Source organism: Nitrosomonas sp. Is35 (assembly GCF_033063295.1).
GTDB lineage: Bacteria > Pseudomonadota > Gammaproteobacteria > Burkholderiales > Nitrosomonadaceae > Nitrosomonas.
This window is the reverse complement of record NZ_JAWJZH010000001.1, coordinates 1,125,993-1,151,787: the sequence shown is the minus strand read 5'-3', so window position 1 is coordinate 1,151,787 and position 25,795 is coordinate 1,125,993. Positions and strand designations below refer to the sequence as shown.

General features: G+C 50.4%; 25 protein-coding genes, 1 tRNA gene and 1 other RNA gene. 22 read left to right on the top strand and 5 right to left on the bottom strand.

What is annotated here, in order from left to right:
- Positions 1-114 precede the first annotated feature (114 nt).
- From ssrA to R2083_RS05230, 5 genes are all read right to left on the bottom strand, one after another.
- Positions 115-474, bottom strand: a transfer-messenger RNA (tmRNA) gene (gene ssrA / locus R2083_RS05250).
- A 93-nt stretch (positions 475-567) separates the two neighbouring features.
- Positions 568-1,215: an HAD-IA family hydrolase gene (locus R2083_RS05245; protein WP_317537771.1), complete on the bottom strand. Its 648-nt coding sequence runs from the start codon at positions 1,213-1,215 to the stop codon at positions 568-570.
- 47 nt (positions 1,216-1,262) lie between these two features.
- Complete coding sequence (gene ubiG / locus R2083_RS05240) at positions 1,263-1,970, bottom strand: bifunctional 2-polyprenyl-6-hydroxyphenol methylase/3-demethylubiquinol 3-O-methyltransferase UbiG (protein WP_317537770.1); 708 nt, start codon at positions 1,968-1,970, stop codon at positions 1,263-1,265.
- 16 nt (positions 1,971-1,986) lie between these two features.
- Complete coding sequence (locus R2083_RS05235; RefSeq protein ID WP_317537769.1) at positions 1,987-3,318, bottom strand: TRZ/ATZ family hydrolase; 1,332 nt, start codon at positions 3,316-3,318, stop codon at positions 1,987-1,989.
- An 80-nt stretch (positions 3,319-3,398) separates the two neighbouring features.
- The gene (locus tag R2083_RS05230; protein ID WP_411172539.1) at positions 3,399-4,079 is read right to left on the bottom strand and encodes an OmpA family protein; all 681 of its coding nucleotides are present in this window, start codon (positions 4,077-4,079) and stop codon (positions 3,399-3,401) included.
- Between the two features lie 466 nt (positions 4,080-4,545).
- Here R2083_RS05230 and R2083_RS05225 point away from each other — a divergent pair, with 466 nt between their 5' ends.
- From R2083_RS05225 to R2083_RS05120, 22 genes are all read left to right on the top strand, one after another.
- Positions 4,546-5,247, top strand: a complete 702-nt coding sequence (locus tag R2083_RS05225; protein WP_317531059.1) for an ABC transporter ATP-binding protein — start codon at positions 4,546-4,548, stop codon at positions 5,245-5,247.
- Between the two features lie 21 nt (positions 5,248-5,268).
- Positions 5,269-6,012: an ABC transporter permease gene (locus R2083_RS05220; RefSeq protein WP_317531060.1), complete on the top strand. Its 744-nt coding sequence runs from the start codon at positions 5,269-5,271 to the stop codon at positions 6,010-6,012.
- Complete coding sequence (locus R2083_RS05215) at positions 6,005-7,363, top strand: GldG family protein (protein WP_317537767.1); 1,359 nt, start codon at positions 6,005-6,007, stop codon at positions 7,361-7,363. Before R2083_RS05220 ends, R2083_RS05215 begins: the two co-directional genes overlap by 8 nt.
- Complete coding sequence (locus R2083_RS05210; protein WP_317537766.1) at positions 7,360-8,232, top strand: DUF4340 domain-containing protein; 873 nt, start codon at positions 7,360-7,362, stop codon at positions 8,230-8,232. Before R2083_RS05215 ends, R2083_RS05210 begins: the two co-directional genes overlap by 4 nt.
- A complete protein-coding gene (mutM, locus tag R2083_RS05205) occupies positions 8,232-9,059 on the top strand; it encodes a bifunctional DNA-formamidopyrimidine glycosylase/DNA-(apurinic or apyrimidinic site) lyase (protein WP_317537765.1) in 828 nt (275 codons plus the stop codon). The genes R2083_RS05210 and mutM overlap by 1 nt, the downstream gene beginning before the upstream one ends.
- Before the next feature lie 33 nt (positions 9,060-9,092).
- A complete protein-coding gene (gene proC, locus R2083_RS05200) occupies positions 9,093-9,905 on the top strand; it encodes a pyrroline-5-carboxylate reductase (RefSeq protein WP_317537764.1) in 813 nt (270 codons plus the stop codon).
- Positions 9,906-9,967: 62 nt separating this feature from the next.
- Positions 9,968-10,543, top strand: a complete 576-nt coding sequence (locus R2083_RS05195) for a YggT family protein (protein ID WP_317537763.1) — start codon at positions 9,968-9,970, stop codon at positions 10,541-10,543.
- A gap of 9 nt (positions 10,544-10,552) precedes the next feature.
- Positions 10,553-10,849: a DUF167 domain-containing protein gene (locus R2083_RS05190; RefSeq protein ID WP_317537762.1), complete on the top strand. Its 297-nt coding sequence runs from the start codon at positions 10,553-10,555 to the stop codon at positions 10,847-10,849.
- A gap of 81 nt (positions 10,850-10,930) precedes the next feature.
- Positions 10,931-11,449: a peptide-methionine (R)-S-oxide reductase MsrB gene (gene msrB / locus R2083_RS05185; RefSeq protein ID WP_317531066.1), complete on the top strand. Its 519-nt coding sequence runs from the start codon at positions 10,931-10,933 to the stop codon at positions 11,447-11,449.
- Positions 11,450-11,873: 424 nt separating this feature from the next.
- On the top strand, positions 11,874-14,453 hold the full coding sequence (locus tag R2083_RS05180) for a glycosyltransferase family 39 protein (protein WP_317537761.1): 2,580 nt from the start codon (positions 11,874-11,876) through the stop codon (positions 14,451-14,453).
- A gap of 80 nt (positions 14,454-14,533) precedes the next feature.
- Positions 14,534-15,001: an MEKHLA domain-containing protein gene (locus tag R2083_RS05175; RefSeq protein ID WP_317537760.1), complete on the top strand. Its 468-nt coding sequence runs from the start codon at positions 14,534-14,536 to the stop codon at positions 14,999-15,001.
- Positions 15,002-15,079: 78 nt separating this feature from the next.
- Positions 15,080-15,171: transfer RNA gene (locus tag R2083_RS05170), tRNA-Ser, on the top strand.
- 483 nt (positions 15,172-15,654) lie between these two features.
- Positions 15,655-16,158 (top strand): RNA polymerase sigma factor, encoded by a 504-nt coding sequence (locus R2083_RS05165; protein ID WP_317537759.1) that lies wholly within the window; start codon positions 15,655-15,657, stop codon positions 16,156-16,158.
- A gap of 8 nt (positions 16,159-16,166) precedes the next feature.
- Complete coding sequence (locus R2083_RS05160; RefSeq protein WP_317531070.1) at positions 16,167-17,105, top strand: FecR family protein; 939 nt, start codon at positions 16,167-16,169, stop codon at positions 17,103-17,105.
- Positions 17,106-17,235: 130 nt separating this feature from the next.
- Positions 17,236-19,632: a TonB-dependent receptor gene (locus tag R2083_RS05155; RefSeq protein ID WP_317537758.1), complete on the top strand. Its 2,397-nt coding sequence runs from the start codon at positions 17,236-17,238 to the stop codon at positions 19,630-19,632.
- A 2-nt stretch (positions 19,633-19,634) separates the two neighbouring features.
- Positions 19,635-20,855, top strand: a complete 1,221-nt coding sequence (locus R2083_RS05150; RefSeq protein WP_317531072.1) for a PepSY-associated TM helix domain-containing protein — start codon at positions 19,635-19,637, stop codon at positions 20,853-20,855.
- Between the two features lie 406 nt (positions 20,856-21,261).
- Positions 21,262-22,368 carry a hypothetical protein gene (locus R2083_RS05145; RefSeq protein WP_317531073.1) on the top strand — a complete coding sequence of 369 codons (1,107 nt, stop codon included), beginning with the start codon at positions 21,262-21,264 and terminating at the stop codon, positions 22,366-22,368.
- Positions 22,365-22,817, top strand: a complete 453-nt coding sequence (locus R2083_RS05140; RefSeq protein ID WP_317537757.1) for a GNAT family N-acetyltransferase — start codon at positions 22,365-22,367, stop codon at positions 22,815-22,817. The genes R2083_RS05145 and R2083_RS05140 overlap by 4 nt, the downstream gene beginning before the upstream one ends.
- 59 nt (positions 22,818-22,876) lie before the next feature.
- Positions 22,877-23,713, top strand: a complete 837-nt coding sequence (dapF, locus tag R2083_RS05135; protein ID WP_317537756.1) for a diaminopimelate epimerase — start codon at positions 22,877-22,879, stop codon at positions 23,711-23,713.
- A gap of 39 nt (positions 23,714-23,752) precedes the next feature.
- Positions 23,753-24,037, top strand: coding sequence for a hypothetical protein (locus tag R2083_RS05130; protein ID WP_317531076.1), 285 nt, complete (start codon positions 23,753-23,755; stop codon positions 24,035-24,037).
- A 325-nt stretch (positions 24,038-24,362) separates the two neighbouring features.
- On the top strand, positions 24,363-25,187 hold the full coding sequence (locus tag R2083_RS05125) for a TIGR03118 family protein (RefSeq protein ID WP_317537755.1): 825 nt from the start codon (positions 24,363-24,365) through the stop codon (positions 25,185-25,187).
- Positions 25,169-25,486 carry a TIGR03118 family protein gene (locus R2083_RS05120; RefSeq protein WP_317537754.1) on the top strand — a complete coding sequence of 106 codons (318 nt, stop codon included), beginning with the start codon at positions 25,169-25,171 and terminating at the stop codon, positions 25,484-25,486. The genes R2083_RS05125 and R2083_RS05120 overlap by 19 nt, the downstream gene beginning before the upstream one ends.
- The last annotated feature ends 309 nt before the right edge of the window (positions 25,487-25,795 follow it).

Genomic DNA, 25,795 nt, shown 5'->3' with positions numbered 1-25,795 from the left:
ACCGAGGCCTGCGGAGACCAACCGGGACTAATGGGGGATTTGTGGGACCTGAACTAAGACCCTGTATTTTATGGGTCTTAGTTGGTCTTGAGTGGTCTGGGTGAGACCGCTTACTGGTGGAGACGGCGGGAATCGAACCCGCGTCCGCAAGCCCTCTACAGACAGTTCTACATACTTAGCCATATTATTTAATTTAACCTGGCAACCGCCAACTGGCAGGCTGATGACAGGCGAGTCACCTTGCATTTAACGTTTTATAAAGTGACCCTATAAAACGCGATCCTCGTTAGTGACTCTGCTGTCTGTTGCCAGACCCGGCGTTGAGGCCCACCGGTGCAGAGGCTAGCCGATTAAGCGGCTAAAGCGTAGTTTTCGTCGTTTGCGACTATTGTTTTCAGATGGATTTACGAGGTAATCTGATCCTCGGTATGCCCTGCGCTGCTTTGCAACCCACGTCGAAACCAGATCGTCCCCGGTATTCGTTTTGGTAGTGCATAGGATGGTGCTAAAGCCTAAAAGTTCAAGTCCTATGTGCCGGGTATTCTAACAGAAATAGCGGGTGTTTCTTTACAGATAGCTCAGCAGCTCTGCGGGGTGGTCGATCAGGTGCCGTGCGCCCCAGGTTTCGGGCGGCTGATCGTTGCCCAGATAGCCATAGCGGGCGACGATGGGTTGCATGCCGGCGGCTAGGCTGGCTTGAACATCGCGGATGTCGTCGCCGAGATAAATGCAATGCGCGGGAGAAATGTTTATTTTATTGCTGGCGGTCAAGAGCGGTTCGGGATGTGGCTTGGTATTCGCCAATTCATCGCCGCAAACGACGCACGCGGCGCGTTGTGCCAGACCCAGTATTTCAATCAGTGGATGCGCGAAACGTGCCGGTTTGTTGGTGACGATGCCCCAAGGCAAGTTGCGTTGTTCCAGTTGATCGAGCAACGCATCTACACCGGGAAAAAGACAGGTATCGTGACATAGGCGTTGTGTGTAGAAATCCAGAAACTCGTCGCGCATCGACTCATAACCTGCATCGCCCGGTTTGATGTTGAAGCCGAGTCCCAGCAGCCCGCGCGAACCAGCGGAGGCCTGTATGCGGATTTTTTCGATGGGCAGCTCGGGCAGTCCACGCAGGGTGAGTTGCCGGTTCAAGGCGTGGCCGAGATCCGGTGCAGTATCGGCCAGTGTGCCATCGAAATCGAAGAGAACGGCTTTAATCATGGATTCAGTTCAAATGCTGGAGGTAATAGTGAAACAACGCGCTCGGTTTAGGTGCGATACGCCATGATGTAGTTCACATCGGTGTCATCTTCGAGTGCGTAGACTTTGGTGATCGGGTTGTATGTCATGCCGATCAGTTGCTCATCCGTCAAACCGGCATTGCGCGCCATACGCGCGAGTTCCGAGGGCTTGATGAATTTTGAGTATTCGTGCGTGCCGCGTGGCAGCATCTTTAAGATATATTCCGCGCCGATAATGGCAAACAGATAGGCTTTCGGGTTGCGGTTGATGGTCGAGAAGAAAACCCAGCCGCCAGGCTTGGCCAATTGCGTGCAGGAGCGGATAACGCTCATGGGATCGGGTACGTGTTCGAGCATTTCCATGCAGGTCACCACGTCAAAGTGCTGCGGCTGTTCTTTCGCCAGAGATTCCACAGTGATCTTGCGGTAGTCGACGTGATGCCCGCTTTCCAGCAGGTGCAGTTTGGCAACCTTAAGCGCTTTGTCGCTGAGATCGATACCGGTCACATGCGCGCCCATCGATGCCATGCCTTCGGACAGAATGCCGCCGCCGCAGCCGACATCCAACACGGTTTTTCCGGCTAAGCCTCCAACTAGATCATTGATGTAGTTAAGGCGTAGCGGATTGATTTCATGCAACGGCTTGAATTCGCTGTTGGGATCCCACCAGCGGTGCGCGAGTTGGCTGAATTTTTCCAGTTCCAGCGGGTCAGCATTGATGCCGTCATTTTCCATATGCGTTCCTTTGTGCCTAATTTTTTGATGTGGCCGCGATACGCTCTTGCCAGTATGCGGTGCGGTATTGCAGCTCAACCGGGTTGAGCGTCATCAGTTCTTTATCGTGGAGCAGCATTCTACCATTTACCCACACATGACTCACTTGTTCACGGCTTGCCGTGTAGACTAAATGGGAAGCCGGGTCGTAGCAAGGCGCGAGATTGAGGCCGGAGAAGTCAATCGCGGTAATATCAGCCGCCTTTCCACGGGTTAATGAGCCGGTAATTTCTCCTAGTCCCAAGGCGTTGGCGCCATTCAAGGTTGCCATTTTCAATGCTTGATGCGCGGGCAAGGCATCGGCCCGTCCGCTGGTCGCTTTTGCCAGCAGCGCCGCCAGACGCATTTCCTCGAACATATCGAGACGGTTATTGCTGGCTGCGCCATCGGTGCCGAGACCGGTATTGATACCTTGACTCAACAAAGGCGCGATCGGCGCCAATCCGCTGGCAAGCTTCATGTTGGATGAGGGGCAGTGCGCGATGCTGCAACCGTATTGATGCACGAGTTTTATTTCATGATCGGTCAAATGCGCCATGTGCACTGCAATTAAATTCGGACCGAGCAGCCCCAATTGCTGCAAGCGTTCAATCGGCCGCATGCCGGTAGATTCGAGACTGATGCGGATTTCATCCTGCGTTTCATGCAAATGGGTGTGTATTGGAGTATCGAGCTGTTCCGCGTAAGTTAGAATGTTGCGGAAGGTTTTGTCGCTGACGGTATAAGGGGCATGCGGCGCAAAACAGAAGGACAGCAACGGATGCTGATATTGGTCTCGCAAATCCAGCCCTTTAGCCAAGTAATCATCGGCGTCACTGGCATAGGCGGTGGGAAAATCGATCACGACCATGCCGATGGCAGCGCGCATGCCGGAGCCGATAGCGGCTTCCGCGCAGGATTTCGGAAAAAAGTACATGTCGTTGAAGCAGGTAACGCCGCCTTTGATCATCTCGGCGCACGCGAGCTGTGTGCCATCCAAAACAAATTGAGCATTAACGTGTTGATTTTCTGTGGGCCAGATGTGTTGATTGAGCCATGCCATCAAAGGTATGTCATCTGCAAGTCCACGCATCAGTGTCATGGCGGCGTGGGTGTGCAGATTAATCAATCCCGGGATCAACACATGATCGCTTAAGGTGATTGTTTGCTTGGCTTGATAACGCAGACTGGCTTCGGATGCCGGCAGAATATCCTGGATGATTCCTTTATCGATAGCGATGGCGTGTTGATTCAGTACAACTCCAGCAGGCTCGATGGGAATAATCCATTTCGCCTCAATCAGCGTATCGATTTGCTGCAAACCATTCATGCGTTTCGAGTATGTAGAAAGAAAAAAGCCCTGCTCTTAAGGGCAGGGCTTTATGCATAAAAATAGTGAACCGGTTTCGCTTATCGGGTACCGGCTACTTCGATTTCAACGCGGCGATCAGGTGCCAAGCATTCGATCAATGCTTTGGTTTTTTTGTCGCCTACGCAGCTATTGCCTGTCACAGGATTAGCTTCACCTTTGCCATCAACAAAGACGCGGCTTGGTTCAATGCCTCTTGAAACCAGATGAGCCTTGACCGATTCAGCACGGCGTACCGACAGGTTTTTGTTGTATTCATCGGAACCGATGCGGTCAGCATAACCTACAGCGATAATAAGATCATACTTGACGCCTTTTATGCCGGTTACAAATTCATTCAAAGACTGAATACCGTTCGGTTTCAGTTTGGCGCTATCAAAATCAAATAATGCATCAGCAGAGAATGTAATTTTTTCCGGTGCGGTTTTAGCAGCTGCGGCGGCTGCAGGCGCTGCGGCTACAGGCGTAGCAGCTTCGGATTTTTTAGCCAGATCCGGATCACATTCAGGAATCGCCATTGCCGGTGTCCAGTAACCGGTTTGCCAGCACAGACCGGTTGTGTTTCTTGCGACTACACCACGATCATCAACACCGTAAGCTTCCGGTTTTTTTACAGCTTTATCTTTATCAATAACTGTTTCTTGTGCCAAAACAGCACCAGAAAACATTACTGGTATAAGAATCATTCCCATGAGAGTATTTTTAGCTGATATTTTCTTCATGCTGTTGTCCTTTTTAATGAAAACTACGGGTTTTAATATTGGGTATGCAAAACTATTCTGCACTTGAAAACTTTCTAGCATTCTACTACTTCAGGCTATTGATTGCGCAATTATCAGTTTGTTTGTTTGTTTTATCAAATCAATATGTTGTAAAATTGCAACAAATTACCGCCACCAATCAAGTTGAAATAAAATTAATAACTTAGCTTGAGTGAACGATCAATAACCGGTCATTTTCTGATAAAAAATTAACGATATAACAAATCACAAATTACTCTTACGCATACGGCGCCGGTATTGGCATCACGTTAAAGCCGGTGAATTATTGATCTATCACACGTATACTGTCCGGCCGCCAAGATGGTGAAATTTCACATCGGCATGATATGCGGCGAAGATTTTCATGAACCCTTTCAATCAATTCTAAAAACATTGCCGTATGCCGGATGAGACAGCAGCTCTAACTTTGTCAGCGCAAAATCTGACGCGCCGCTATGGTGAAGTTGTTGCAGTTCATCAATTCAACCTGCAATTGCGGCGTGGCGAGGTGCTGGGATTGCTTGGACCCAATGGCGCGGGTAAATCGACGACACTACGCATGTTGACGGGTAATCTTGCACCCAGTAGCGGCGGTGTTGAAATTTGCGGCATCGATTTACTGGATAAACCGCAAGAAGCCAAAGCGCATGTGGGTTTCTTACCGGAGATTCCCCCGCTGTATTTCGATATGACGGTGGATGAATATTTGCTGCTGGCTGCCCGGCTGCATCGAGTCCGGAAGGAAGCACTCAAGGCGGCGTTAGAAAATGTAAAGCAACGCTGTGGTTTGGAACAGCGAAGCAACAATTTGATCGGTACATTATCGAAGGGTTATCAGCAACGCGTAGGTATCGCGCAAGCGATCATTCACAACCCCGATGTCATCATTCTGGATGAACCGACAGTGGGTCTTGATCCCAATCAGATGCGCGAAATCCGCCAATTGATCCGCGAATTGGGAGCAGCCAGCAGTATTATTTTATCGACCCATATTTTGCCGGAAGTTGAAAATGTCTGTGACCGGGTGCAAATCATGCACCAAGGCGGCATTGTATTCGATCAGCCGATGATCGATTTGCGCCAGCAAAATACCAGTCTGGAAACGGTATTCACACAACTTACGCAATAATTCACAAACCGGAATTTGAAGATGATTGCGACCATTATCCGTAAAGAATTGCATATGCTGTTCATTTCGCCGCTGGCCTGGATACTGCTGGCGTTGGTTCAACTCGTGCTGGCCTGGGTTTTTCTGGTACGGCTGGATGCGTTTCTGGAAATTCAGCCGCAGTTGATGCAAATCGCCAATCCTCCTGGCGTTACCGAGATTATCGTGACACCCGTCTTTGCGGTGGCCGCGATTGTTTTCCTGATGATTACGCCATTACTATCGATGCGTCTCATCGCCGAGGAACGCCGCAACCGCACGTTAACACTCTTGATTTCCGCGCCGGTTTCGATGACAGATATCGTGCTGGGTAAGTTTCTAGGTTTAATGGTGTTTTTTTCCGCGATCATCGGCCTGATTGCCGCCTTATGCGTTTCATTGCGCACCGGCGGCGTGATGGACTTCGGATTGTTGCTCAGTAACACGATAGGGTTGCTGCTGACTGTTGCCTGCTCTTCCGCGCTTGGGTTGTATATTTCCAGCCTGACCGCGCAACCGGCGATTGCCGCGGCAGGCACTCTGGGTGTGTTGCTCGGATTATGGCTGATCGATCTGGCGGCGAGCGCAACACAAAGCTGGCTGCACTATTTCTCGTTACTGAAACATTTCGGTCATTTTAATCAAGGTTTGATCGACACCTTGAGTACCGCCTATTTCATTTTGTTTACCGTTACCTTTCTGGTGTTGACGATCCGCCGTCTGGATGGAGAGCGGCTGCATGGCTGAGCTGGATAAAAAATTGCAGCGGCGAAACCGGATACACCATGGCCTGTTTGTCATTCTGTTGTTGCTATTGGTTTTCTTACTTGGATATTTAGCCCAGCAGACCCGGCAGCAATGGGATATCAGCCAGAACGGGCGTAATAGTCTGAGTGAAGCCAGTGTGGAGATCCTGCAAAAATTGCACGGACCAGTCGAGGTAACCGCGTATGCCACGGAGCAAGATGCCCAATTGGGCGACATCCGCCGCATCATTACAGATTTTATCGCGATGTATCAGCGCATTAAGCCGGATCTGTCGCTGCTGTTCATCGATCCGGTGGAGCAGCCATTGTTAGCGCAGGAAGCCGATGTGCAAGTCAATGGCGAAATGGTGATTCGATTCAATCAGCGGGTTGAGCACTTGCTTACCGTCAACGAACAAGCATTTTCCAATGCATTGATGCGGCTGGCGCGTGCTGAGAATAAGCTGATTGTGGCGCTGAGCGGTCATGGTGAGCGTAAGCTGGATGGTCATGCCAATTACGATCTCGGCGAATTCGGCAAGCATTTGCGCACCAACGGTTTTAACAGCCAGTCATTCAATCTCGCTGTGGAACGGGATATCCCCGCCAATGCGAGCATGCTGCTCATTGCGTCACCGCAAACCGACTTGTTGCCGGGAGAAGTGCAAAAGCTTCTGGATTATATCGACCGGGGCGGCAATTTGCTCTGGCTGGTCGATCAGGAATCGTTGCGCGGATTATTGCCGCTGACGGAAAAATTGCGTTTGTCGCTGACCCCGGGTGTCGTCGCCGATCCCCAGGCGATGGAACTCAAAGCGCCGATCACCTTCGCCTTGGGCGCGATTTACGGGCCGCATGTGATTACCAATGATTTTAATTACATCACCGTATTTCCCTTCGCGCGTCAGATCGAGATGGATGAAAATGAGTACTGGAGCGGTGTTGCGCTGGTTGAAGCGGCACCGCAAGGCTGGGTGGAAACCGGCGATCCGAGTGGAGAAATCCAGTTCGATCAGGATGTTGATATACCGGGTCCGGTCAGTATTGCCGTGGCATTGACGCGCACTATCCAGGACCGCGAGCAACGTATTGCTGTAGTCGGCAGCGGGCATTTTCTTGCCAATACGTATCTGGGCAACGGCAGTAATCTGGATTTCGGCATCAATCTGATCAACTGGCTGACCGGTGATGAAGAGCTGATTGTGATTCAACCGCGCGCAACGCTGGATAGCAGCCTGGTCTTGAGTGAATTTGAACTGACACTGATCGCGTTAGTTTTTTTAGTGGTATTGCCCCTGCTGTTCCTGACATGCGGGGGCGTCATTTGGTGGCGCCGCCGGAGAAAAATATGACCATGACACATCATGCACGGCTGAATCTCATTATGGTTGCCACGATTGGCAGCTTGCTGTTGTTTCTTTACTTTAAACCGCAATCCCAAGGTAATCCGGAATATTCAATCGCCAGCAATTCTGCCGGAACCGTGCAGAGTATGCGTATCGTCAGGCCGCAGCAGGAAATCACGCTCAAGCGGCTGAACGATCATTGGTATCTGACAACGCCCCTGCGCGCCCGGGCTAACGAAGAAAAGATCCGGAAGATTCTGGAAATTCTCCAAGCCAAGAGTCAGCAACGTTTTCCGTTGACTGATTTAGGGCGGTTTGGCTTGGAGCGGCCGAATGTGCTGTTAACCATTGACAGCTCACAGTTTGGCTTTGGCGGATTTGCACCTACCACCAATCAGCAATATGTGGCAGCCGGTGACCATGTATATCTGATTGCACCTCGTTATGCGCTGGCATTGCCGGGCAGCGTGAACGATTTGATCGATTCCAAGCTGCTGGCGCCCGGCGAGATTCCGGTTAAATTTGAATTGCCGCATTTCGCAGCGGAATTTCACCAGGATCATTGGCGTGTGACATTGCAACGATCGGACCATGCCGTCACCGAAGCGGCATTGAAAGACTGGATTCAATCGTGGCAGACGGCCAGCGCTGCGGAACTGATACTGGCAGCGCAGCTGGAATCTGATTTTGTTGAAACCGGTATGCTGAAAATCGGTTTGCAGGATGGCCGGCAAATCGATCTGAAAATACTGCACAATGCGGTTTCGATTGTTTTAGTGCGAGCCGATGAGGAAATCGGTTACCAGTTTCCGCTTCATACCGGCCGGCATTTACTCGATCCGGCCACGTTAGCGCAGGCTGAGACTGAAAACTGATGCCGGAATTACCCGAAGTCGAAACAACGCGGCGCGGCATTGCACCCCATATCGTGGGACAAACGATTGCGCAAGTCATTGTCCGTAATCCCCGGTTACGCTGGCCGGTACCGGATGAGTTACCGTCATTATTGGCAGGCCTGGCGATTCAAACCGTAACCCGGCGCGCCAAATATCTGTTGTTAGACTGCGGTACCGGGACGTTGATCATGCATTTGGGAATGTCAGGAAGCTTACGTATCCTGCCACCAACGCAAAATGCAGAGCTTCCGCCGGGAAAGCATGATCATTTTGATCTGATTCTGCGGGACCGCACGGTCTTAAGGTTGCGCGATCCGCGCCGTTTTGGTGCCGTGTTATGGCAAACAGGCGATGTTTTACGCCATCCGCTTTTACAGAATCTCGGCCCGGAACCCTTAACGGCGGATTTCGATGCAACGCTGTTATTCACGAAAACCAGAGACAGCCGTGTCAGCATCAAGCAAACGCTGATGAATCATCACGTGGTGGTTGGTGTGGGCAATATTTATGCGAACGAAGCCTTGTTTCTGGCCGGAATCAATCCCAAAATTGCCGCTGGCAGAATTGGCATGACCCGGTATGAGCGGTTGGTGCAGGCGGTGAAAAAAACTTTGCAGCAGGCAATCGAAGCAGGCGGCAGCAGTTTGCGCGATTTTGTGAACAGCGACGGAACTCCCGGCTACTTCCAGCAGCACTATTGGGTTTATGGACGTGAAGGCCAGCGCTGCAAACAATGTGAGGGTATTATTCAATACATCAGACAAGGTCAACGCGCCAGTTTTTATTGCCCGGCTTGCCAGCACTGATCTCAGTTCAATCAACGTAGCGAGAAAATGACTATGAATATTTCGTTCATCGGCGGCGGTAATATGGCTTCCGCCTTAATCAGCGGATTGTTGCAGCAAGGGTATGCGGCCCGGCAACTCAATGTGGTGGAAATTAATGCCGAAAGCCGCGAAAAATTGCAGCAAGCATTCGGCATCACGGCTGTGGCCGATCTCGCCGAAGGCATCGCCGCCAGCGATGTGATCTTGTTGTCGGTAAAACCGCAGCAATTGTTTGAATTGACGCAGAAACTCGCGCCGTTATTGAAAAACCAATTAACGATATCGATTGCCGCCGGAATTCGCGCCACAGATATCATGCGCTGGCTGGGCGGGTATCAGCGGGTTGTGCGTGCCATGCCCAATACGCCTTCGCTGGTGCGTTCCGGTGTCACCGGTCTATATGCCGCACCCAGCGTGAATGCGCAGGACAGAACGAGTGCTGAATCGATCCTCGCGGCGGTAGGTTCGACCCTTTGGGTGGATGACGAAGAGATGCTGCATGCCGTAACGGCGATCTCCGGCAGCGGTCCCGCTTATGTCTTCTACTTTATTGAAGCGATGCAGCAAGCGGCGATAGAACTAGGCCTGTCAGCCGCTCAAGCCAGACAACTCAGCTTGCAGACATTCACGGGCGCCAGCAAACTGGCCAGCTCGAGCGATGAAGATGCGGCCGTATTGCGCGCCCGGGTAACCTCCAAAGGCGGCACCACCGAGCAAGCGATACAAACTATGGAAAAAAATGATATTAAGTGTAAGATCATCACTGCCATTCATGCTGCGAATAAACGCTCACGGGAATTAAGTGACGAGTTCGGCAAAATATAATGTTCGCGATAACTTATCAGCGATTTCTTAATTATCGATTATAGTTTTTCTGGAAAATTGTTATGTCCAATCAAATCCTGATTTTTCTTGTTGATACTATTCTGGGGTTGTTTTCCTTGGCGTTGTTATTGCGTTTTTATTTTCAATTATTGCGCGTTCCTTACTACAACTCAGTCTCGCAGTTTCTGATCGCGGTGACCGATTTTATTGTACGCCCGGCACGCCGGTTTATTCCCGGCTGGGCGGGGATGGATCTATCGACACTGGTGCTGGCGTGGCTGCTGGAATGCACCATCATAGCCAGCATGTATATGGTGCAAGGGTATGATTTCGAGATCAATATCGTCACTTCGCTGGGTGTGATGGGATTGCTGGGCATCATTGAGATCATCAAGACGACGCTCTATATCGTGTTGATGATGATTATCATGCAAGCCGTTTTGTCGTGGGTTAATCCGCACAGTCCGCTGGCGCCGCTGTTGGATAGTTTTACCCGTCCGTTCCTGGCTGTTTTCCGCAAACGCATACCACCGGTCGCCAATGTCGACTTGTCTCCCTTGTTCGTGCTGATCCTGATTCAAGTGCTATTGATGGTCGTGGCTGGCGTGAATAAGGAAATCGTCGCGATGCTCTTTTAACCGATCGACATGGGATGGTACCGGTACGATGACGCGGACAATCTCGTGCTGACGCTGCACATTCAGCCGGGTGCAAAAAATACCGCAGCGGCCGGTTTGCATGGCGATGCGCTAAAAATAAAACTTGCCGCACCGCCGGTGGAAGGCAAAGCGAATACCGCCTTGCTGAAATTTCTGGCCGAACGTTTTGATGTGCCGCTTTCCCGTGTAACCTTGAAACAGGGCGATAAATCGCGCCATAAAGTGATCGTGATTCAGCAATCCGCGCATGATCCGGCGGTGTTATTGGATGGATCTTGCGGTTAATTAGCACGATCGAATCGGCTGCACTGAAAAGATCCCAGAAAATCAATTCACGCGCGCTTTTGCTGCTTTGGAGAAGATTTCATGAAACGACGCACTGTGTTACAAGCGCTGGCCGCAGCCGCCGTGATTCCGCTGGTTCCCGCCTGTTTGCGCACGGCGGCAGTGGGTGAAGCAGCCAGCCCGGTCACGCCGCTTAACAAACCGCATGAAGAATGGCGCAAGCTGCTTTCACCCAGAGCCTATCAAATCTTGTTTGAAGAAGCCACCGAGCGCCCGGAATCGAGCAATCTGGTGTACGAGGATCGCGCGGGTACATTCATTTGCGCCGCTTGTTATCTGCCGCTGTTTGACAGCGCGCATAAATATGAAAGCTGGACCGGCTGGCCCAGTTTCACTCAGCCGGTTGCCGGACACATCGCCACCCGGCTCGATTTCAAACTGATCAAACCGCGTACCGAATACCACTGCGCACGCTGCGGCGGACATCAAGGCCATGTGTTCAAAGACGGCCCGCCGCCGCGCGGTGAACGCTGGTGCAACAACGGCATTGCACTCAATTTTGTGCCCAAAGACGAACCGCTACCGGCGCTCAGAAGCTGACTCAACGGTTGCGCCTTAGCAATCAGTCCTCAAACCTGCCGGATTATTCCCTAGCCTGCGCGCTTCTCGATTGCGCGCCCATTGCAAGTTGTGAAAACTGACAATGGGGTAAAAATCCATCTTGCACCACTACAATCCCGGACAATTCTGTCAAAGCCCAAATCAATAGCCATTCACTATTTTCCTATTTATACTGGCGGCAATTTCATCGCACCGGATTACCTGATTCAGATCGTGCCTCATTCGCCAATTTCAAAACAACCGAGCTTTTTCAGATCGTTAATTTAATTAGCGGCGAAACATAATGCATAATAATATAATAACGATAACGGATTAATTGCGGATAAAACGCAGGAAGCATCCTAATTTCCCCTAAACAAATCCCTTATTTTTAAAATCAATCATTCAACTTTCAGAGATCCCCTTGACACAATTTTCCGTAGTAATACCGACACTCAACGAAGCCGATAACATCGATCCGTTATTAACTAGCTTGTTTGCACTGAATCTTCCGCCGGACAGCTTTGAAGTTATTTTTGTCGACGATGGTTCAAAGGACGGAACTCCGGAAAAAGTACGGGCATGGGAGAAAAAAGCGCGGGTACGCCTCATTGAGCGCACAGAGAAACCGGACTTGACGGCATCGATTCTGGCCGGTGCCGCGCAGGCACAGAGCGATGTGATTGTGGTCATGGATGCCGATCTGAGCCATCCGACCGAACAGCTTTCCGCTGTCGTGGCGCCCGTGCTGAATGGCAGTCACGATGTTTCCATCGGCAGCCGCTATATTCCGGGCGGCCGCACCGAAGGCTGGCCGTTGCACCGGCAATGGCTATCGCGCATCGGCGGCTCACTGGCACGCCCGCTGTGCGATGTGAACGATGCCACTTCGGGCTTTTTTGCATTCCGCCGCGAGCTGACATCGACTATTTCCGGGAAAGCGCATGGCTATAAAATCCTGCTCGAATTGTTGATGGCCGGACAAGGCACGCTGAAAGTGGTGGAAGTGCCCATCTGTTTCCGTGACCGGACACGCGGCACTTCAAAGCTGTCCTTTCACCACCAATGGGCCTATCTGCAACGCTTGCTTGCGCTTTCCGGCGGCACCACCATTCACAACGCCGGACGTGTTATTCTGATTGGACTGCTCTGCGCGCTGATCGATATCGGGTTGTTCCAGATCCTGAAAAGCAACGGCGCAGGGCTGGCAGCGGCTCATATGGCAAGTTTTCTTGCGGCAGCGGCGGTATTGCTCGTTTTTAATTCCAGCGGATTGTTCCGCTCGCGGCAGACCAACCAGCTGCAGTGGCCCCGCATCGGCCGTATTGCTGCGGTCGGCAGCATTGCGCTATTGTCACGCGGCAGCATACTAGCATTGCTTGTGGACGGCTGGCATGCACCGCCGCTATGGGGGATTCTCGCCGCCACCGCCGCTGCCGCAATCATCTGCTATCTGGGGTCGATCTTCTACATATTTCCCGTCAAAGACAACCGCCCTACTATAGATACGCGCTGGCGCGTGGCCGCGATCGGGATCGTACCGTTCATTATAGTGTTCCGGTTAATTTATCTTGGCGAAATCCAACTGATTCCCGACGAAGCCTATTACTGGAACTACGCTCAGCACATGGATTTAAGTTTTTACGATCATCCGCCCATGGTGGCGTGGCTGATCTGGCTGGGCACCGCAATTGCCGGTGATAATGAATTCGGTGTCAGGATTGGAGCATTCATCTGCGGCTTGATCACGATGGGTTTTCTCTATGCTTTGGCTAAAAATCTGTACGACAAATCGACCGCTATACGCACCACGCTGCTGCTGGCTGTTCTGCCGTGCACCTTTGCCACCGGCTTCCTCATGACTACGGATGCCCCGGTAATGGCCGCCTGGGCAGCCACACTGTATTACATGGAACGCGCCTTGATCGCAAACCGCAGTTCAGCTTGGTTAGGCATGGGAATCGCTTTCGGTCTCGGCATTTTATCCAAATATACGCTTGGACTGCTCGGCGCTGCCGCATTATTATTTGTGCTCGTCGACCCGGTTGCACGCCGCTGGCTGTTCCGCCCCCATCCGTACCTTGCCGCATTGCTGGCGCTACTGCTGTTTTCCCCGGTTATTATCTGGAATTTGGAGCATCACTGGTCTTCGATCATGTTTCAGTCATCGCGCATCCGCGGTGTCAGCGATGACTTATTTTCCCCTCATCTTATGTTCGTCGATCTGCTGGTGCTGTTATCACCCGTGGGCTTGGCCGCCGCATTCTGGGCGCTGTGGCCCAAGAACCAGCCGAATGGCAGCGAGACGGCACACAGACGCACTTTATTCGTATGCATCTTCACGGGCATACCGCTGGTTATATTTTTTGTTTTGAGTTTACTTGATTCTTTGCGCTTTCACTGGACAGCTCCACTATGGCTGGCGATAGTACCTACGATGGCATGGATGATGGGGCAAAAAGTTGCCCCCCGCAGCTTGGCTAGCCGCATTCAAGCATATTGGAAACCAAATATTGCCACTACCATCGCGGTCTATGCTTTATTGTTGCACTACGTGGTGCTCGGGATCCCAGGAATCCCCTACCCGTCATTCATGACTCGCTATTATTGGCGTGAAACTACCAGCGAGATTGAAAAGATTGCCGCCCAGGTGCAGCAGGAAACTGGACAGAAGCCGCTGGTCGTCGGCATGAGCAAGTGGTCGGTCGCCAGTGCGTTGTCATTCTACAACCAACACGGAGAACCGATGGATATCCGCTCGCGTAATATGTTTGGCGATAGCGGCGCCATGTATGAAATCTGGCATCCATCGGAGTCACCAACCACTCGACCGGTAATCCTGATTGGCATGGAGCGACAGCATCTGGAATATGATCGCACAGGCAACGACAACGCCAGATTACTCGATCAGCCCGGACCGGTGCAAAGCATCACGATTACGCGCGAAGGCAAACCGTTGCGGATAGTGTATTACCAAATCGCGAAAGGTTATTTGGGGTTGTGATTCTTGCGAGGTGATCTGTTTGCGGCGGCTTAGCCATGACTGCACCGAATTAAATTAAAATTTTGATATAACGCAGAATAATGCAAACCGAATGGAAAAATCCCGAAACGGTGCAATGGTGTCAGTATTTACTCGACAGCTACGTACACTGGGTCAAACAGGAATTGATCGAACGGACTGGCACGCCCCTGGAGCAAGCGGAACGGTTATTCGACAGTGCATTTGTGGTGGCATCGCACGGCACGGAAGATGATCCGGTATTAAATTACGGTAATCGCACGGCGCTCAATTTATGGATGATGGACTGGCAGCAATTTACGCGCACCCCTTCCCGCCTGACGGCGGAACCGGCCAAACGGGAAGAGCGCGCACGCATGCTGGAACAGGTAAAAACCCAGGGCTATCATGCTGATTACAGTGGCATCAGGATATCCAGTACCGGCAAACGTTTCTTGGCCGAGCGGATTATCATCTGGAATATCCATAAACCGGATGGCACGATAGCCGGACAAGGCGCCACCTTCTCGACATGGAAATTTTTGAGCTAAAATTAGCGACAATTCGCAAAACAAATTTGCCCGAAACGGGGAACTGGTTTATTCTTTGCCCCCTTGCCGAAATTACCTGGAGAAGTGACCGAGCGGCTGAAGGTGCACGCCTGGAAAGCGTGTGTACGGCTCAAACCGTACCGCGGGTTCGAATCCCGCCTTCTCCGCCACAATTACTAATATAATCAATTGTTTAACCACAAATAATTGACCATATTTAGTCATAAGTGATCATGGTTTTGCATAGTCTGACCGGCATTCTGGTCAACCTGGATCAGGAACAATCTCTACCAACGAAACCAAGATCTTGTGTATTACAACTTCCCTTGCATCTAATGAGTAGTCTCGAAGATCAAGTTCGATCTTCTATCAGAAATATTTTTTAATGGCGATGGACAGCAATTTGGTGCCACGAGCAACAACAATATTCCCGGCCAGCCTCTCGCTTTCCTAGGTTCAATCCATCTGAAATATTAAGCAAAACGGATAGCTACCCAACCCGATACCATCAACACAGCACTGGTTTACTCCAGTCACAACCAGCGTTCGCCTACCCATGGAATGCGGCATTATGCCGCATTCCAATCGAAATCAGTGTCAAGCATAATGCGGCGCACAAGCATTGCAGGTGACCCGTCTTTTCAAACCGCTTCATGAATTCCAGTATCTTTCTCACTCAGATTTACCTCCGGCATATGTCTGAATTACGCGCTTTTTTGTCAAAGCGCGTGGGTTGCCGCGAGATTGCCGCGGAATTGACCCAGGAGACATTTATCCGGATCATGCATTATCAGACCGGCGAGACCTTGCAGAATGCACGCGCAATGCTTTATCGCATCGCCGGAAACTTGGCAATCGACTACCATCGCCTACAAATCAGGCAACCGGCTCATCGTGCGATTGATGAACTGCCGCTCCATGATTTGCCGGTTAGCGATGCGCTGAATCCCGAGCGTATTGTTTATGCACGGCAAATCCTGAAGCAACTCTGTACCATTATCGAAGGACTACCGCCACAATGCCACCGCGCATTTATCCTTCACAAATTCGACGGCCTTTCGCATGATGAAATCGCCAGTCAATTGGGAATCACCCGCAATGCCGTTGAAAAACTGCTCATCCGGGCACTGGTGCGGTTGCGCCAGATATTGGCATGAACGACACCATGCCGAAACCATCTTCGACCGATCCAGAAAACCCGGCGTCATCAGAAACCTCTCTGGCCGAAGAAGCTGCATCATGGTTTCTCCGCATGCATCAAAGCAACAACAATGATGCCGAACAAAAAGCCTTTGAAGCCTGGTTGGCGCAAAGCAGTTTGCACCGCGCGGAATACCAACTTTATGCCCAGCTATGGGACAACCTGGATTATCTGGAACAGAAACCGCGAAAAAATTTCCGTGCTAGAGCTGCAAGCCTGTTGCTATTGGCGCTCATATTCAGTGCCATGCATTGGCTCAGCCGGACTGAAGATGTCATCATTACAGCGATCGGCGAACGCGAACGGATTGTGCTAGCCGATGGAACCACCATTGATATCAATACCGGCACAAAACTGCGTCTGGCGGCATACGGATTGACCCGGAAAGTAACCATCGAACACGGCGAAGCATTGTTCAAGATTGGCACCGAACGCTTCCGTGCGTTTGAAGTTTATGCAGGCGGCGGGATCATCCGGGATATCGGAACCGTGTTTAATGTCGACCGGGACAATGACAAAACAACCGTTGCTGTACTTGAAGGCGCAGTGGAAATTGCACTGGACGGTCAAAACGAACAGGTTAAAACTATCCACAATGGGCAGCAACTTTCCTACACGCAGCGCGAGCTATCGGATATTTCCCGGGCGGATGCGGAAACTGTAACGGCTTGGCGCAACAACAGATTAATTTTCCGGGATACACTACTGAGCGAGGTCATCCGCCAAATCAACCGTTACCATGTCCACCCTATCACATTGGGTGAAACGCGGTTAAATACGCTAAAAGTCAGCGGAGAATTCAACTCAGCTGATCGTGCCGGATTGATACAATCGCTTAAAACATTGTTCCCGCTGCAAAGTATTGAGCAAGGTGAAATGACGGTGCTTTTATCAGAAAAATAAATAACACAATAATTCAAGACGTCATACTGTAAAAATTTCCGCATGTCAGGTGTTTCCTTTCATTTTCGTCTTATTGAATAAGTAAACCAAATTTTTGGCCAACATTCATAAGAAAAAATCAGGAGCACAAATGCAGAAAATTTTATCGATATTGGGATTGATGGTAGCGCTCTCCGGGGTTGTTCAAGCACAAAACAGAACCATCGATATTCCCGCGCAGAATTTGTCGGAGGCGCTCCACAGCTTATCCAGTCAAACGGGGATTCAGTTATTATTTACCGTCGAGAATCTGCAGGACATCCGCAGTCAAGCCGTTAACGGATTAATGAGTCCCGAGCAGGCACTGGCACATCTGCTGCGTGGAACAGCGTGCATCTACCTGGCAAGCGGAAAAGATACTTATGTGATCAAGAAATCCGGAGGAGAGACAACGCCCTCCAAATCCATGGTACTGCCGGAGGTCACGGTCAGAGATTACACCAATCCGGGTTCTCCCTATAACACCCAATTCATCCGGCCAAACACCTCAACAGCTACCAAGACTAATACGCCGGTTATGGAAACACCCTTTTCCGTTCAGTCACTACCACGGCAAGTCTTACAAGACCAGCAAGCCATCAGACTCGATTCCGTTTTGCAGAATGTCAGTGGCGTAACCCAGATGCCAACCAATCAGGGCGGATCCGATGGATTTCTGATTCGTGGATTTAGCAGCGATACCACGTACCGCAACGGTGTTTTCATGCCGAATTCCCTGGGCGGAGGCACAGTCAAGCGCGAGATGGCTAATATTGAAGAGATTCAGGTACTCAAAGGCCCTGGTTCTATCTTGTTTGGCCGTGCCGATCCGGGTGGGATTATCAATACGGTTACCAAACAACCGCTGGCGACACCCTATTATTCACTACAGCAACAGGCGGGTTCGTTTGATTTTTACCGTACAACAGCCGATGCAACCGGCCCCCTGACAAAGGATGACCGTTTGCTCTACCGCCTCAATCTGTCTTACGAAAACTCTGGGTCATTTCGAGATTTCGTTAATACTAGATCGGTTTTTATTGCGCCTGTCGTGAGATTCAATATTAGTCCGCAAACCCAGATTACCGCTGAGCTCGAATATCAAAGTTTCAAAAACGTGGCGGATCCGGGGATTCCTAATATGGGTAATCGTCCCGCTGATGTTCCGCGTAATCTTTTCTCGGGAGAACCTGCAAATAACAGAAATCCCGGAGACCGTTATTTCATCGGTGTTAACTGGTCGCATATGTTGAATAGCGACTGGACTATTTCGCACCGCTTATCGGCAGAACTGCTTGATTACAGTGGCAACTCATTGTTCTGGTTTACCCCTGCTGCTGCAAATGGCTCATTAGAAAGATTCTTTAACAATGCCCCTACTAATCATTCCAATCGATTTCAAACCTCGGTCAATTTAACCGGTAATGTGACGACCGGCGTACTCAAACACACGCTCTTGTTTGGCTACGACTACATCTTTATGGACGACAAAATTAAAAGTAATTGTTGCGCCGCTGCGCCGGCATTTAATATTTTCAATCCAACTTATTTGACTGGACGCCCTACTCTGGATCCCATCAATAATTTTAATATCGGTATTACGCAATCATGGCACGGCGCCTATTTTCAAGATCAGATTAAGCTTCCGTACAATTTTCATGTTCTGGGGGGATTCCGTTACGACAATGCGGTTGGGCGTAACACGGTAGCCGGCATGACCACTTCTGCAGAAGACCGGTTTACACCTCGTGGCGGCTTGCTGTGGCAACCGGTACCTTGGCTTTCCATGTATGGTAGCTATACCGAGAACTTCGGTGCGTCGAATACGTTATTCAATATCGATGGACAAAGATTGCCGCCGCAGACTGCACAACAATGGGAAGCGGGCTTAAAAACCGAATTCTTTGATGGCCGTCTGAGGTCAACCTTTTCCTATTTTGAGCTGACCAAGCAGGGAATTGGCGCGCCTGATCCGGCCAATCCATTCCGTTCAAGAGCAATAGGAGAAGCGGAAACCCGCGGTATCGAAGTGGATGTAGCCGGAGAAGTTCTACCCGGTTGGAATCTGATTGCCACATACAGTCATTTGCCTTTCGCTAAAATCACTAAGGATCGCGGAACCGAATTTGATCCTGATGGTAATGTGATTGGAACTAACTTGGGCAATCAAGGCAAGCGATTGTTTCTGGCCGCCGAACACACCGGTACCCTATGGAGCACCTATGAGTTCCGCAATGAAGCGTTACGCGGACTTAAGCTGGGTGGAGGAATTCAGGGGATTGGGAAACGTCAGGGCGATCCGGGCAACAACTATCAATTACCAGCATTTGTGATCGGTAATTTAATGGCGAGCTATCAAGTTAAAGCAATGCAGAAGATGCGGCTTACCGCTCAACTCAACGTGCTGAATGTTTCCGATGAGAAATATTTTGTGGGAACCAATAGCGGAAATTTCATCACAGTCGGTGCACCACGCACTTTTCTAGGTTCGCTGCGGATTGATTACTAGCGATGTCTTCAGAAACCGGAACAAGCAATAATCCAAGGGCTTTTCGTGATCAGCGGGGCCGGTCATGGCGTCGGCTATGGCTTGACATCCATTTGTATCTTGGTTTGTTTGCAGGGGCACTGTTAGTGATTTTTGGTATTACCGGTAGCATCCTGGTGTTCTGGCAAGAGATTGACGAATGGCTGAATCCTGAGTTGCTGACGGTGACTGTACCTAAGCAAGCTGATCGCGCCGATGGTGAAGCCATCTTTCAATCATTGCATAAGATCGTCCATTCGGCAGAGCAAGCGGCGGCTCAAGGCAGTAAGATCACAGCGTTGTATGGCCCGCGCAATAGTGCAGGTGTATTTGCTATTTATGCCAGCCGGGAGTCCGGTGATTGGCAACGTATCTTTGTTGATCCCTATCAAGCGAAAGTAACCGGCGTGCGTAACTATGGCGCGGATGAATGGATTCCGGATTACCTGATGGACTTTATCTTCCAGCTTCATTTCAGTTTGCTGTTGGGCGCGAATGGGTTTGTGATCGTTGCGATCGCTGCCCTGCTTCTGATTATCTCATTGATCACAGGCTTGATAGTCTGGTGGCCTGTCACCGGTCATTGGCGCAAAGCTCTCACCATCAAAAGCCGCTCAGGAGTGGTGCGATTCAACTTCGATCTACACAAGACATCTTCTTTTTATTTCTTTCCCGTGCTCGGCGCAGTCTTGCTGTCGGGCGTGTACATGAATCTCAATGAGCCGTTTGTCTGGGTAACTCAGCAGTTTTCTCCTTCTACCCGGGATTATCCGCACAAATTCTTGTCAGGGCCGGTTACCACCATGCCATCCATCGGCGTGGAACATGCCTGGAATATCGCCATGGAACATTTTCCCGGCGGGAAACTCAATGCAATTTACCCGCCAGCTAGTGGCACAGGGGTCTTTACCGTGGTACAAAGAAATGTGCCCCAGTTGAATACTTTCTGGCCGGAGCGTCAAATCGCGATTGATCAGTACAGCGGGAAAATATTGGATGTGCGTGCACCTGATACACGCCGGAGTGCAGGAGAAACATTTCTCGATTGGCAATGGCCGTTACATTCGGGTAAGGCGTTTGGGTGGATCGGACGAATTCTGATTTTCCTCAGTGGACTTGCTTGCCCAGTTATTTATATGACAGGCGTTATCCGATGGCTACAAAAACGGCAAGTACAGCATACAAAAATCAGACGCATGAGCTAAAGCGGTCGAAGTTGTAAGAATTTTTGTGTAAACGATCATTAGGCGGGAAACTACGCTCGGAAAACCAGAGTGATTCAATGCTCCAGATTTGATCGACTTGATTTTTGATGACGCCGGTAATCATAGTTTGGACACTTGTGCTCTATCGTGGAAAACCGCAGCGTACAACAACCGGCACGGAAAATGAACGAAAATCTGGCACCAGGCATTCAGCACTCCATCGGTTAGCGTCAGGCATTCGCCTAGTGTAAAAAAATATTACCGTTTAACCATCTTCCTCTGTCAACGAATAGTAACCTGCTTCGTTAATTGCTCTCGCATGACAGGCTCCCGGCTTGATGGGAGCGCCAGAATTGCAGCTTTACAAAAAATCTAACTAATAAAATATGCTCGCTCCGCGTTCGTTATGAGAAAACTGAATATTGCCTATACCTGTAATGTAAGAAAACCATGGATGGAAGACGAGCGCTATGGCGAGTTTGAAGGTCCTGATACCATCAAAGCGGTGACGGCAGCGTTGGAACGCATCGGCGCAAATGTGGAATTGATCGATGTCGGCCCGGACATTTACGCGCAGCTCGAACAGCGCAAAGAACAGATCGATTTGGTATTCAATAACACCGAAGGATTGGATGAAAAAGAATTGCGCGAAGCTATCGTGCCATTCTTTTGCGAACACCTGCATATTCCTTACACCGGCAGCAGCCCCAAGACCTTCATTAACAAAATGGATAAGGCGACAGCCAAAAAGATCGTTGCGTATGACGATGTGCCGACCGCACGCTTCCAGCTCATGCTACCCGGAGAACAGCTTGGCGATTTAGCCTTCCCGTTGATGGTCAAGCCCTACAGCGAAGGTACCAGCATCGGCATCAGCCAAAAGAGCAAAGTGCACACGATTGCAGAACTCAATGAAGCGGTGAGCGCAGTCTATGCACAATTCAACCAACCAGCGCTCGTTGAAGAGTTCCTGCCCGGTAACGAATACACCATCGGCCTGATTGGCAATTATGTGCTGCCCATCCTTGAAATCGACTTCGCCAAGATTCCCGGACAACCGCATGTGCGCGACCCGCATGTAAAAGATATCGAGAACCCTTACATCTCGCATCTTGATTGGAGCGAGAAAGCGAAAAGCTACGCGAAAATCGCCATCGAGGCACACGAGGCGCTTGAGGTGCGCGACTACAACCGCATGGATTTCCGCGAACGCGACGGCCAGCTGTATTTCCTGGAAGCCAATGTGATTCCTGGCGTGCACCCAACCGAGGCGGATCTGACCAATATGTGCCGGCACGCAAACATCGCGCACAGCGACATGATCGCTTTGATCGTTTACACCGCCATACAGCGGCTCTCGCTCAGATACCCGGAACAATTTGCAGGAAAAACCGAAACGCTCGAAAACCTGGTGAATCAGGCCATCGGCAAAGCGGCCAAAGCAGGCACCGTCACCTATCGTGACCGGGTGTACACCCTTTTAGGAAAACCAACGGCAGAGCACACATCATGATTGTATCGATTTCCAAGGAACTGCACGCCAGCCTGATAAAAATCGCGCTGCAAGACATTGGTTCCATGTATGAAGCAGCCATTCGCGAGGAACTGGAAGACATCGCGCGCGGTAAGAATTTTGGCGTTTGCGCCATGGATGACGGCAAACCAGTCGGTTATGCCATCGCCAGAAAGACGGTTGATACCTATCACCTGCTGACATTGGCGGTTGATAAGGAACATCGCAGTAAAGGGTTCGGTTCTCTGATGCTGGATAGTATTTTCGCGGAGATCGAACGGCAAGGCGGAAAAATCCTCAATGTCGTAACCGACGCCGATGCCAATGAAAGTTTGCGGTTTTATCTGAAAAACGGCTTTGCCTTGACCGGTATTGTGCAGGAAGAATTTATCCCGGGCGTAGCCCAGGCGCATCTCACAAGACGGGCGGGCTACAGGCCCTTTAGCTAGGCAAGTAAGCAGTATTTCTTGCCATTTCATAACGATGCATTCAAGAGACGGACTGGATCATGAGAATTAAAGCGATAAAAATGGATGGGTGTGGCAATTCTTTCCTCGTGGTGGATGAGATGAAAACGCCTTTGGCTGGGTTTAATCGATCACTGATTTCAAGCGCATTGTCCACGCAGCACGAAACCGACGGCATTCTTTTCGTGGATATGGACCCCCTGCAACGCACGCCGACGATGAAAATCTTCGATCGAGATGGCACTGAGGAAACCATGTGCGGTAACGGTCTACGTTGCGCCACGCGTTATTTGCACGATACCTACATCCGTAATGACATTTTTTCGATTGTCACCGGCGACGGCAAAAAGGAAGTACGCGTCATCGACGATTTGACCGAGGTGAATTTGGGTGAAGCGCGAGAATACCAGCAAATTAACGATCAACTGCATTATGTTTTCACTGGTGTTCCGCACGTGGTGGTGATCGGTTCGGAAATGAGTTTGGAAAACGCCAGAATCTTTGGCCGGTCGATACGTGAAGAAAAATCATTATGTGAATTTGTCGGCCACCCGGAAGGCGTTAACGTTAATTTTATCTGGCGCGATGCGGACGGCATTTCCGTGCGCACATTTGAAGTCGGCGTGGAGGATGTCACGCTGAGCTGCGGTACAGGCAGCGCGGCAAGCGCCTATGTGGCCGCAAAAGTCTTCGGCACGCCGCTACCGATCATCACGAACTCCCTTGGTGGCAGCCTGAAAATCTCGGACACTGACGGGCGCTTGTCAATTCGCGGGCTGACACGTTATCAAGGCAAGGTCATCGGATTTGTGAATAACATTCACCCTAAATCCACCAGTCCGATTGACTATCATCACCAGCAACAACAAAGCTGGTGATTCACAACCCGCGCGAGTGCTTACTTGAGGTTATTCTTTATGGAATTTTCAATTGTTACGTTTCTGTTAATCATGGCTGCAATGGCACTCGCTGATGTCTGCTGGACGCTATATTTCATCGATGTGGAAGAAAGAAGAGCACACCCCGCCGCATTCTGGTCTGCGATGATTATTCTGGTCACGGCATTCACCGTCACCAATTATGTCGAAAACAAAATTTATATTGCAGCCGCTTTTTTGGGTGCGTATTGTGGCACCTACGTAACCATCCGGTGGAAACTGAAAAAAGAAAATGAGATGAAGCAAAAATCGCTGGTCGAATAACCCTCATCGAACACTCAAACCCCTCTCTCGCCGATTACCAATCGGCTAGCTCCAAGACTCAAAGCAATCGTTCTCTCTTTTACCGCTTCGTCCGCTTCGCACTCAAAGTGAAGCGGACACCCCTGCATATTAATTAATCAAATCATAGCAATGATATACATTTTGACAAACCATTTAATTTGCTGTAGATGGAATTTGTGTCAATTCGAAGAAGGGTGTTTCTAATTTTTTTAAAACTATTTCATATCGGCCGTTGCGCATTCCATTCAAGAAGCACAGTTGAGTTCAATCCCTAGCACCGGCTCATACATACAGGAGCTTAATCATGCATAAAATTCGACTCCATCGCACAGCACTTGTTACCGGTTTATTTTTAATTTCTTTTGCACTGCCTTCTCACGCCGTTTTATTCAATATTAACAATCTGGTCACTGACGATCAAAGCGCCAATGCCGCGCAAATCACGGACACCGGCCTGATTAACGCATGGGGATTGTCTTACGCACCCACCGGACCCTTCTGGATCTCCGCCAATGGCAGTGGAACATCGCCGCTATATAGCGTAAATCCAGTAGATCAAACAACCAGCAAGCTAGCCTTAACCGTCTCGATCCCAGGTGCCGGTAATGTCACCGGCCAGGTTTTCAACGGCACCAGCGCATTCAATGGCGATCGCTTTTTATTTGTAAGCGAAGACGGCACCGTTTCGGGCTGGCGCCCCGCTTTGGGTTCAACGGCCGAAACACTCGCTACAGCATCCGCGTCTTCCCTCTATAAAGGCGCAGCACTCGGTACAATTGCCGCAGACAGCTATCTCTACACCGCCAACTTCCATTCCGGCGCGATCGATGTGCTCAAAGGCTCCGTCGCATCTCCCTCCCTTCCGGGCTCATTCACCGACCCTGCTCTTCCAGCTGGCTATGCGCCGTTTAATGTGCAAAACTTGGGCGGTACGCTGTATGTGACTTATGCCCAGCAAGACCCATTATCGCCGGATGAAGTGGCAGGACCGGGACTCGGTCTGGTGGATGCCTATGACTTGCAGGGAAACTTCCTGTCTCGGATCGCAACTGGCGGCACCTTAAATGCACCTTGGGGTTTGGCGATCGCTCTCCCTCATCCTTCGGATCGATGGCCGGGGCACTGCTAGTGGGCAATTTTGGCGATGGCCATATCAGCGCCTTTGACCCTGCAACGCATGCATATCTGGGGCAAGTGCTTGGCTCCGATAGCAGCCCTGTCGCAATCGACGGACTCTGGGCAATATCACCCGGTAACGATGGTTTGGCGGGAAGCAGCCATCTGTTGTATTTCACTGCCGGGCCTGACGATGAAAGTCACGGATTATTCGGTGTTTTGACTCCTGTACCAGAGCCATCGGCTTATGCCATGTTGCTTATTGGCCTGGTCTTCTTCAGCGGCGCGATTGCACATCGTAATCGAAGTTAGCTGATCCGCGGGATAACGACTCCGCCATTGATTCTACTGCAGGAAGCAAAACAGGCTTTGCCCTTTTCTCTCATTGATGGAAGAATGCGCGGAGTTCCGGAAAAATCCGGCGTTGACGTTTACCATCACCTGCATTCAAAAAAATCAGACAGATGATTCAAACGGGCTTTGATTAATTACTAGAAAGGATATTGTGTTATGAAAAAAATTCTCATGATCGGCTCATTAGTATTTTCCTTGCTCCTCTACGGAAGCTTTATACTGACCGGCAATGGCGCTGTATTAGCTTTCGTATTATTGGGGCTCGTT

What these genes read in the sequence shown, in the direction of transcription:
- R2083_RS05230 (WP_411172539.1), bottom strand. Translation starts at nt 4,079, where the DNA reads ATGAAGAAAATATCAGCTAAAAATACTCTCATGGGAATGATTCTTATA.
- R2083_RS05190 (WP_317537762.1), top strand. Translation starts at nt 10,553, where the DNA reads ATGGGATGGTACCGGTACGATGACGCGGACAATCTCGTGCTGACGCTG.
- R2083_RS05235 (WP_317537769.1), bottom strand. Translation starts at nt 3,318, where the DNA reads ATGAATGGTTTGCAGCAAATCGATACGCTGATTGAGGCGAAATGGATT.
- R2083_RS05215 (WP_317537767.1), top strand. Translation starts at nt 6,005, where the DNA reads ATGGCTGAGCTGGATAAAAAATTGCAGCGGCGAAACCGGATACACCAT.
- R2083_RS05160 (WP_317531070.1), top strand. Translation starts at nt 16,167, where the DNA reads ATGCCGAAACCATCTTCGACCGATCCAGAAAACCCGGCGTCATCAGAA.
- R2083_RS05120 (WP_317537754.1), top strand. Translation starts at nt 25,169, where the DNA reads ATGGCCGGGGCACTGCTAGTGGGCAATTTTGGCGATGGCCATATCAGC.
- dapF (WP_317537756.1), top strand. Translation starts at nt 22,877, where the DNA reads ATGAGAATTAAAGCGATAAAAATGGATGGGTGTGGCAATTCTTTCCTC.
- R2083_RS05195 (WP_317537763.1), top strand. Translation starts at nt 9,968, where the DNA reads ATGTCCAATCAAATCCTGATTTTTCTTGTTGATACTATTCTGGGGTTG.
- R2083_RS05145 (WP_317531073.1), top strand. Translation starts at nt 21,262, where the DNA reads ATGAGAAAACTGAATATTGCCTATACCTGTAATGTAAGAAAACCATGG.
- proC (WP_317537764.1), top strand. Translation starts at nt 9,093, where the DNA reads ATGAATATTTCGTTCATCGGCGGCGGTAATATGGCTTCCGCCTTAATC.
- R2083_RS05140 (WP_317537757.1), top strand. Translation starts at nt 22,365, where the DNA reads ATGATTGTATCGATTTCCAAGGAACTGCACGCCAGCCTGATAAAAATC.
- ubiG (WP_317537770.1), bottom strand. Translation starts at nt 1,970, where the DNA reads ATGGAAAATGACGGCATCAATGCTGACCCGCTGGAACTGGAAAAATTC.
- R2083_RS05210 (WP_317537766.1), top strand. Translation starts at nt 7,360, where the DNA reads ATGACCATGACACATCATGCACGGCTGAATCTCATTATGGTTGCCACG.
- R2083_RS05125 (WP_317537755.1), top strand. Translation starts at nt 24,363, where the DNA reads ATGCATAAAATTCGACTCCATCGCACAGCACTTGTTACCGGTTTATTT.
- R2083_RS05165 (WP_317537759.1), top strand. Translation starts at nt 15,655, where the DNA reads ATGAATTCCAGTATCTTTCTCACTCAGATTTACCTCCGGCATATGTCT.
- R2083_RS05245 (WP_317537771.1), bottom strand. Translation starts at nt 1,215, where the DNA reads ATGATTAAAGCCGTTCTCTTCGATTTCGATGGCACACTGGCCGATACT.
- R2083_RS05220 (WP_317531060.1), top strand. Translation starts at nt 5,269, where the DNA reads ATGATTGCGACCATTATCCGTAAAGAATTGCATATGCTGTTCATTTCG.
- R2083_RS05150 (WP_317531072.1), top strand. Translation starts at nt 19,635, where the DNA reads ATGTCTTCAGAAACCGGAACAAGCAATAATCCAAGGGCTTTTCGTGAT.
- R2083_RS05175 (WP_317537760.1), top strand. Translation starts at nt 14,534, where the DNA reads ATGCAAACCGAATGGAAAAATCCCGAAACGGTGCAATGGTGTCAGTAT.
- mutM (WP_317537765.1), top strand. Translation starts at nt 8,232, where the DNA reads ATGCCGGAATTACCCGAAGTCGAAACAACGCGGCGCGGCATTGCACCC.
- R2083_RS05130 (WP_317531076.1), top strand. Translation starts at nt 23,753, where the DNA reads ATGGAATTTTCAATTGTTACGTTTCTGTTAATCATGGCTGCAATGGCA.
- msrB (WP_317531066.1), top strand. Translation starts at nt 10,931, where the DNA reads ATGAAACGACGCACTGTGTTACAAGCGCTGGCCGCAGCCGCCGTGATT.
- R2083_RS05155 (WP_317537758.1), top strand. Translation starts at nt 17,236, where the DNA reads ATGCAGAAAATTTTATCGATATTGGGATTGATGGTAGCGCTCTCCGGG.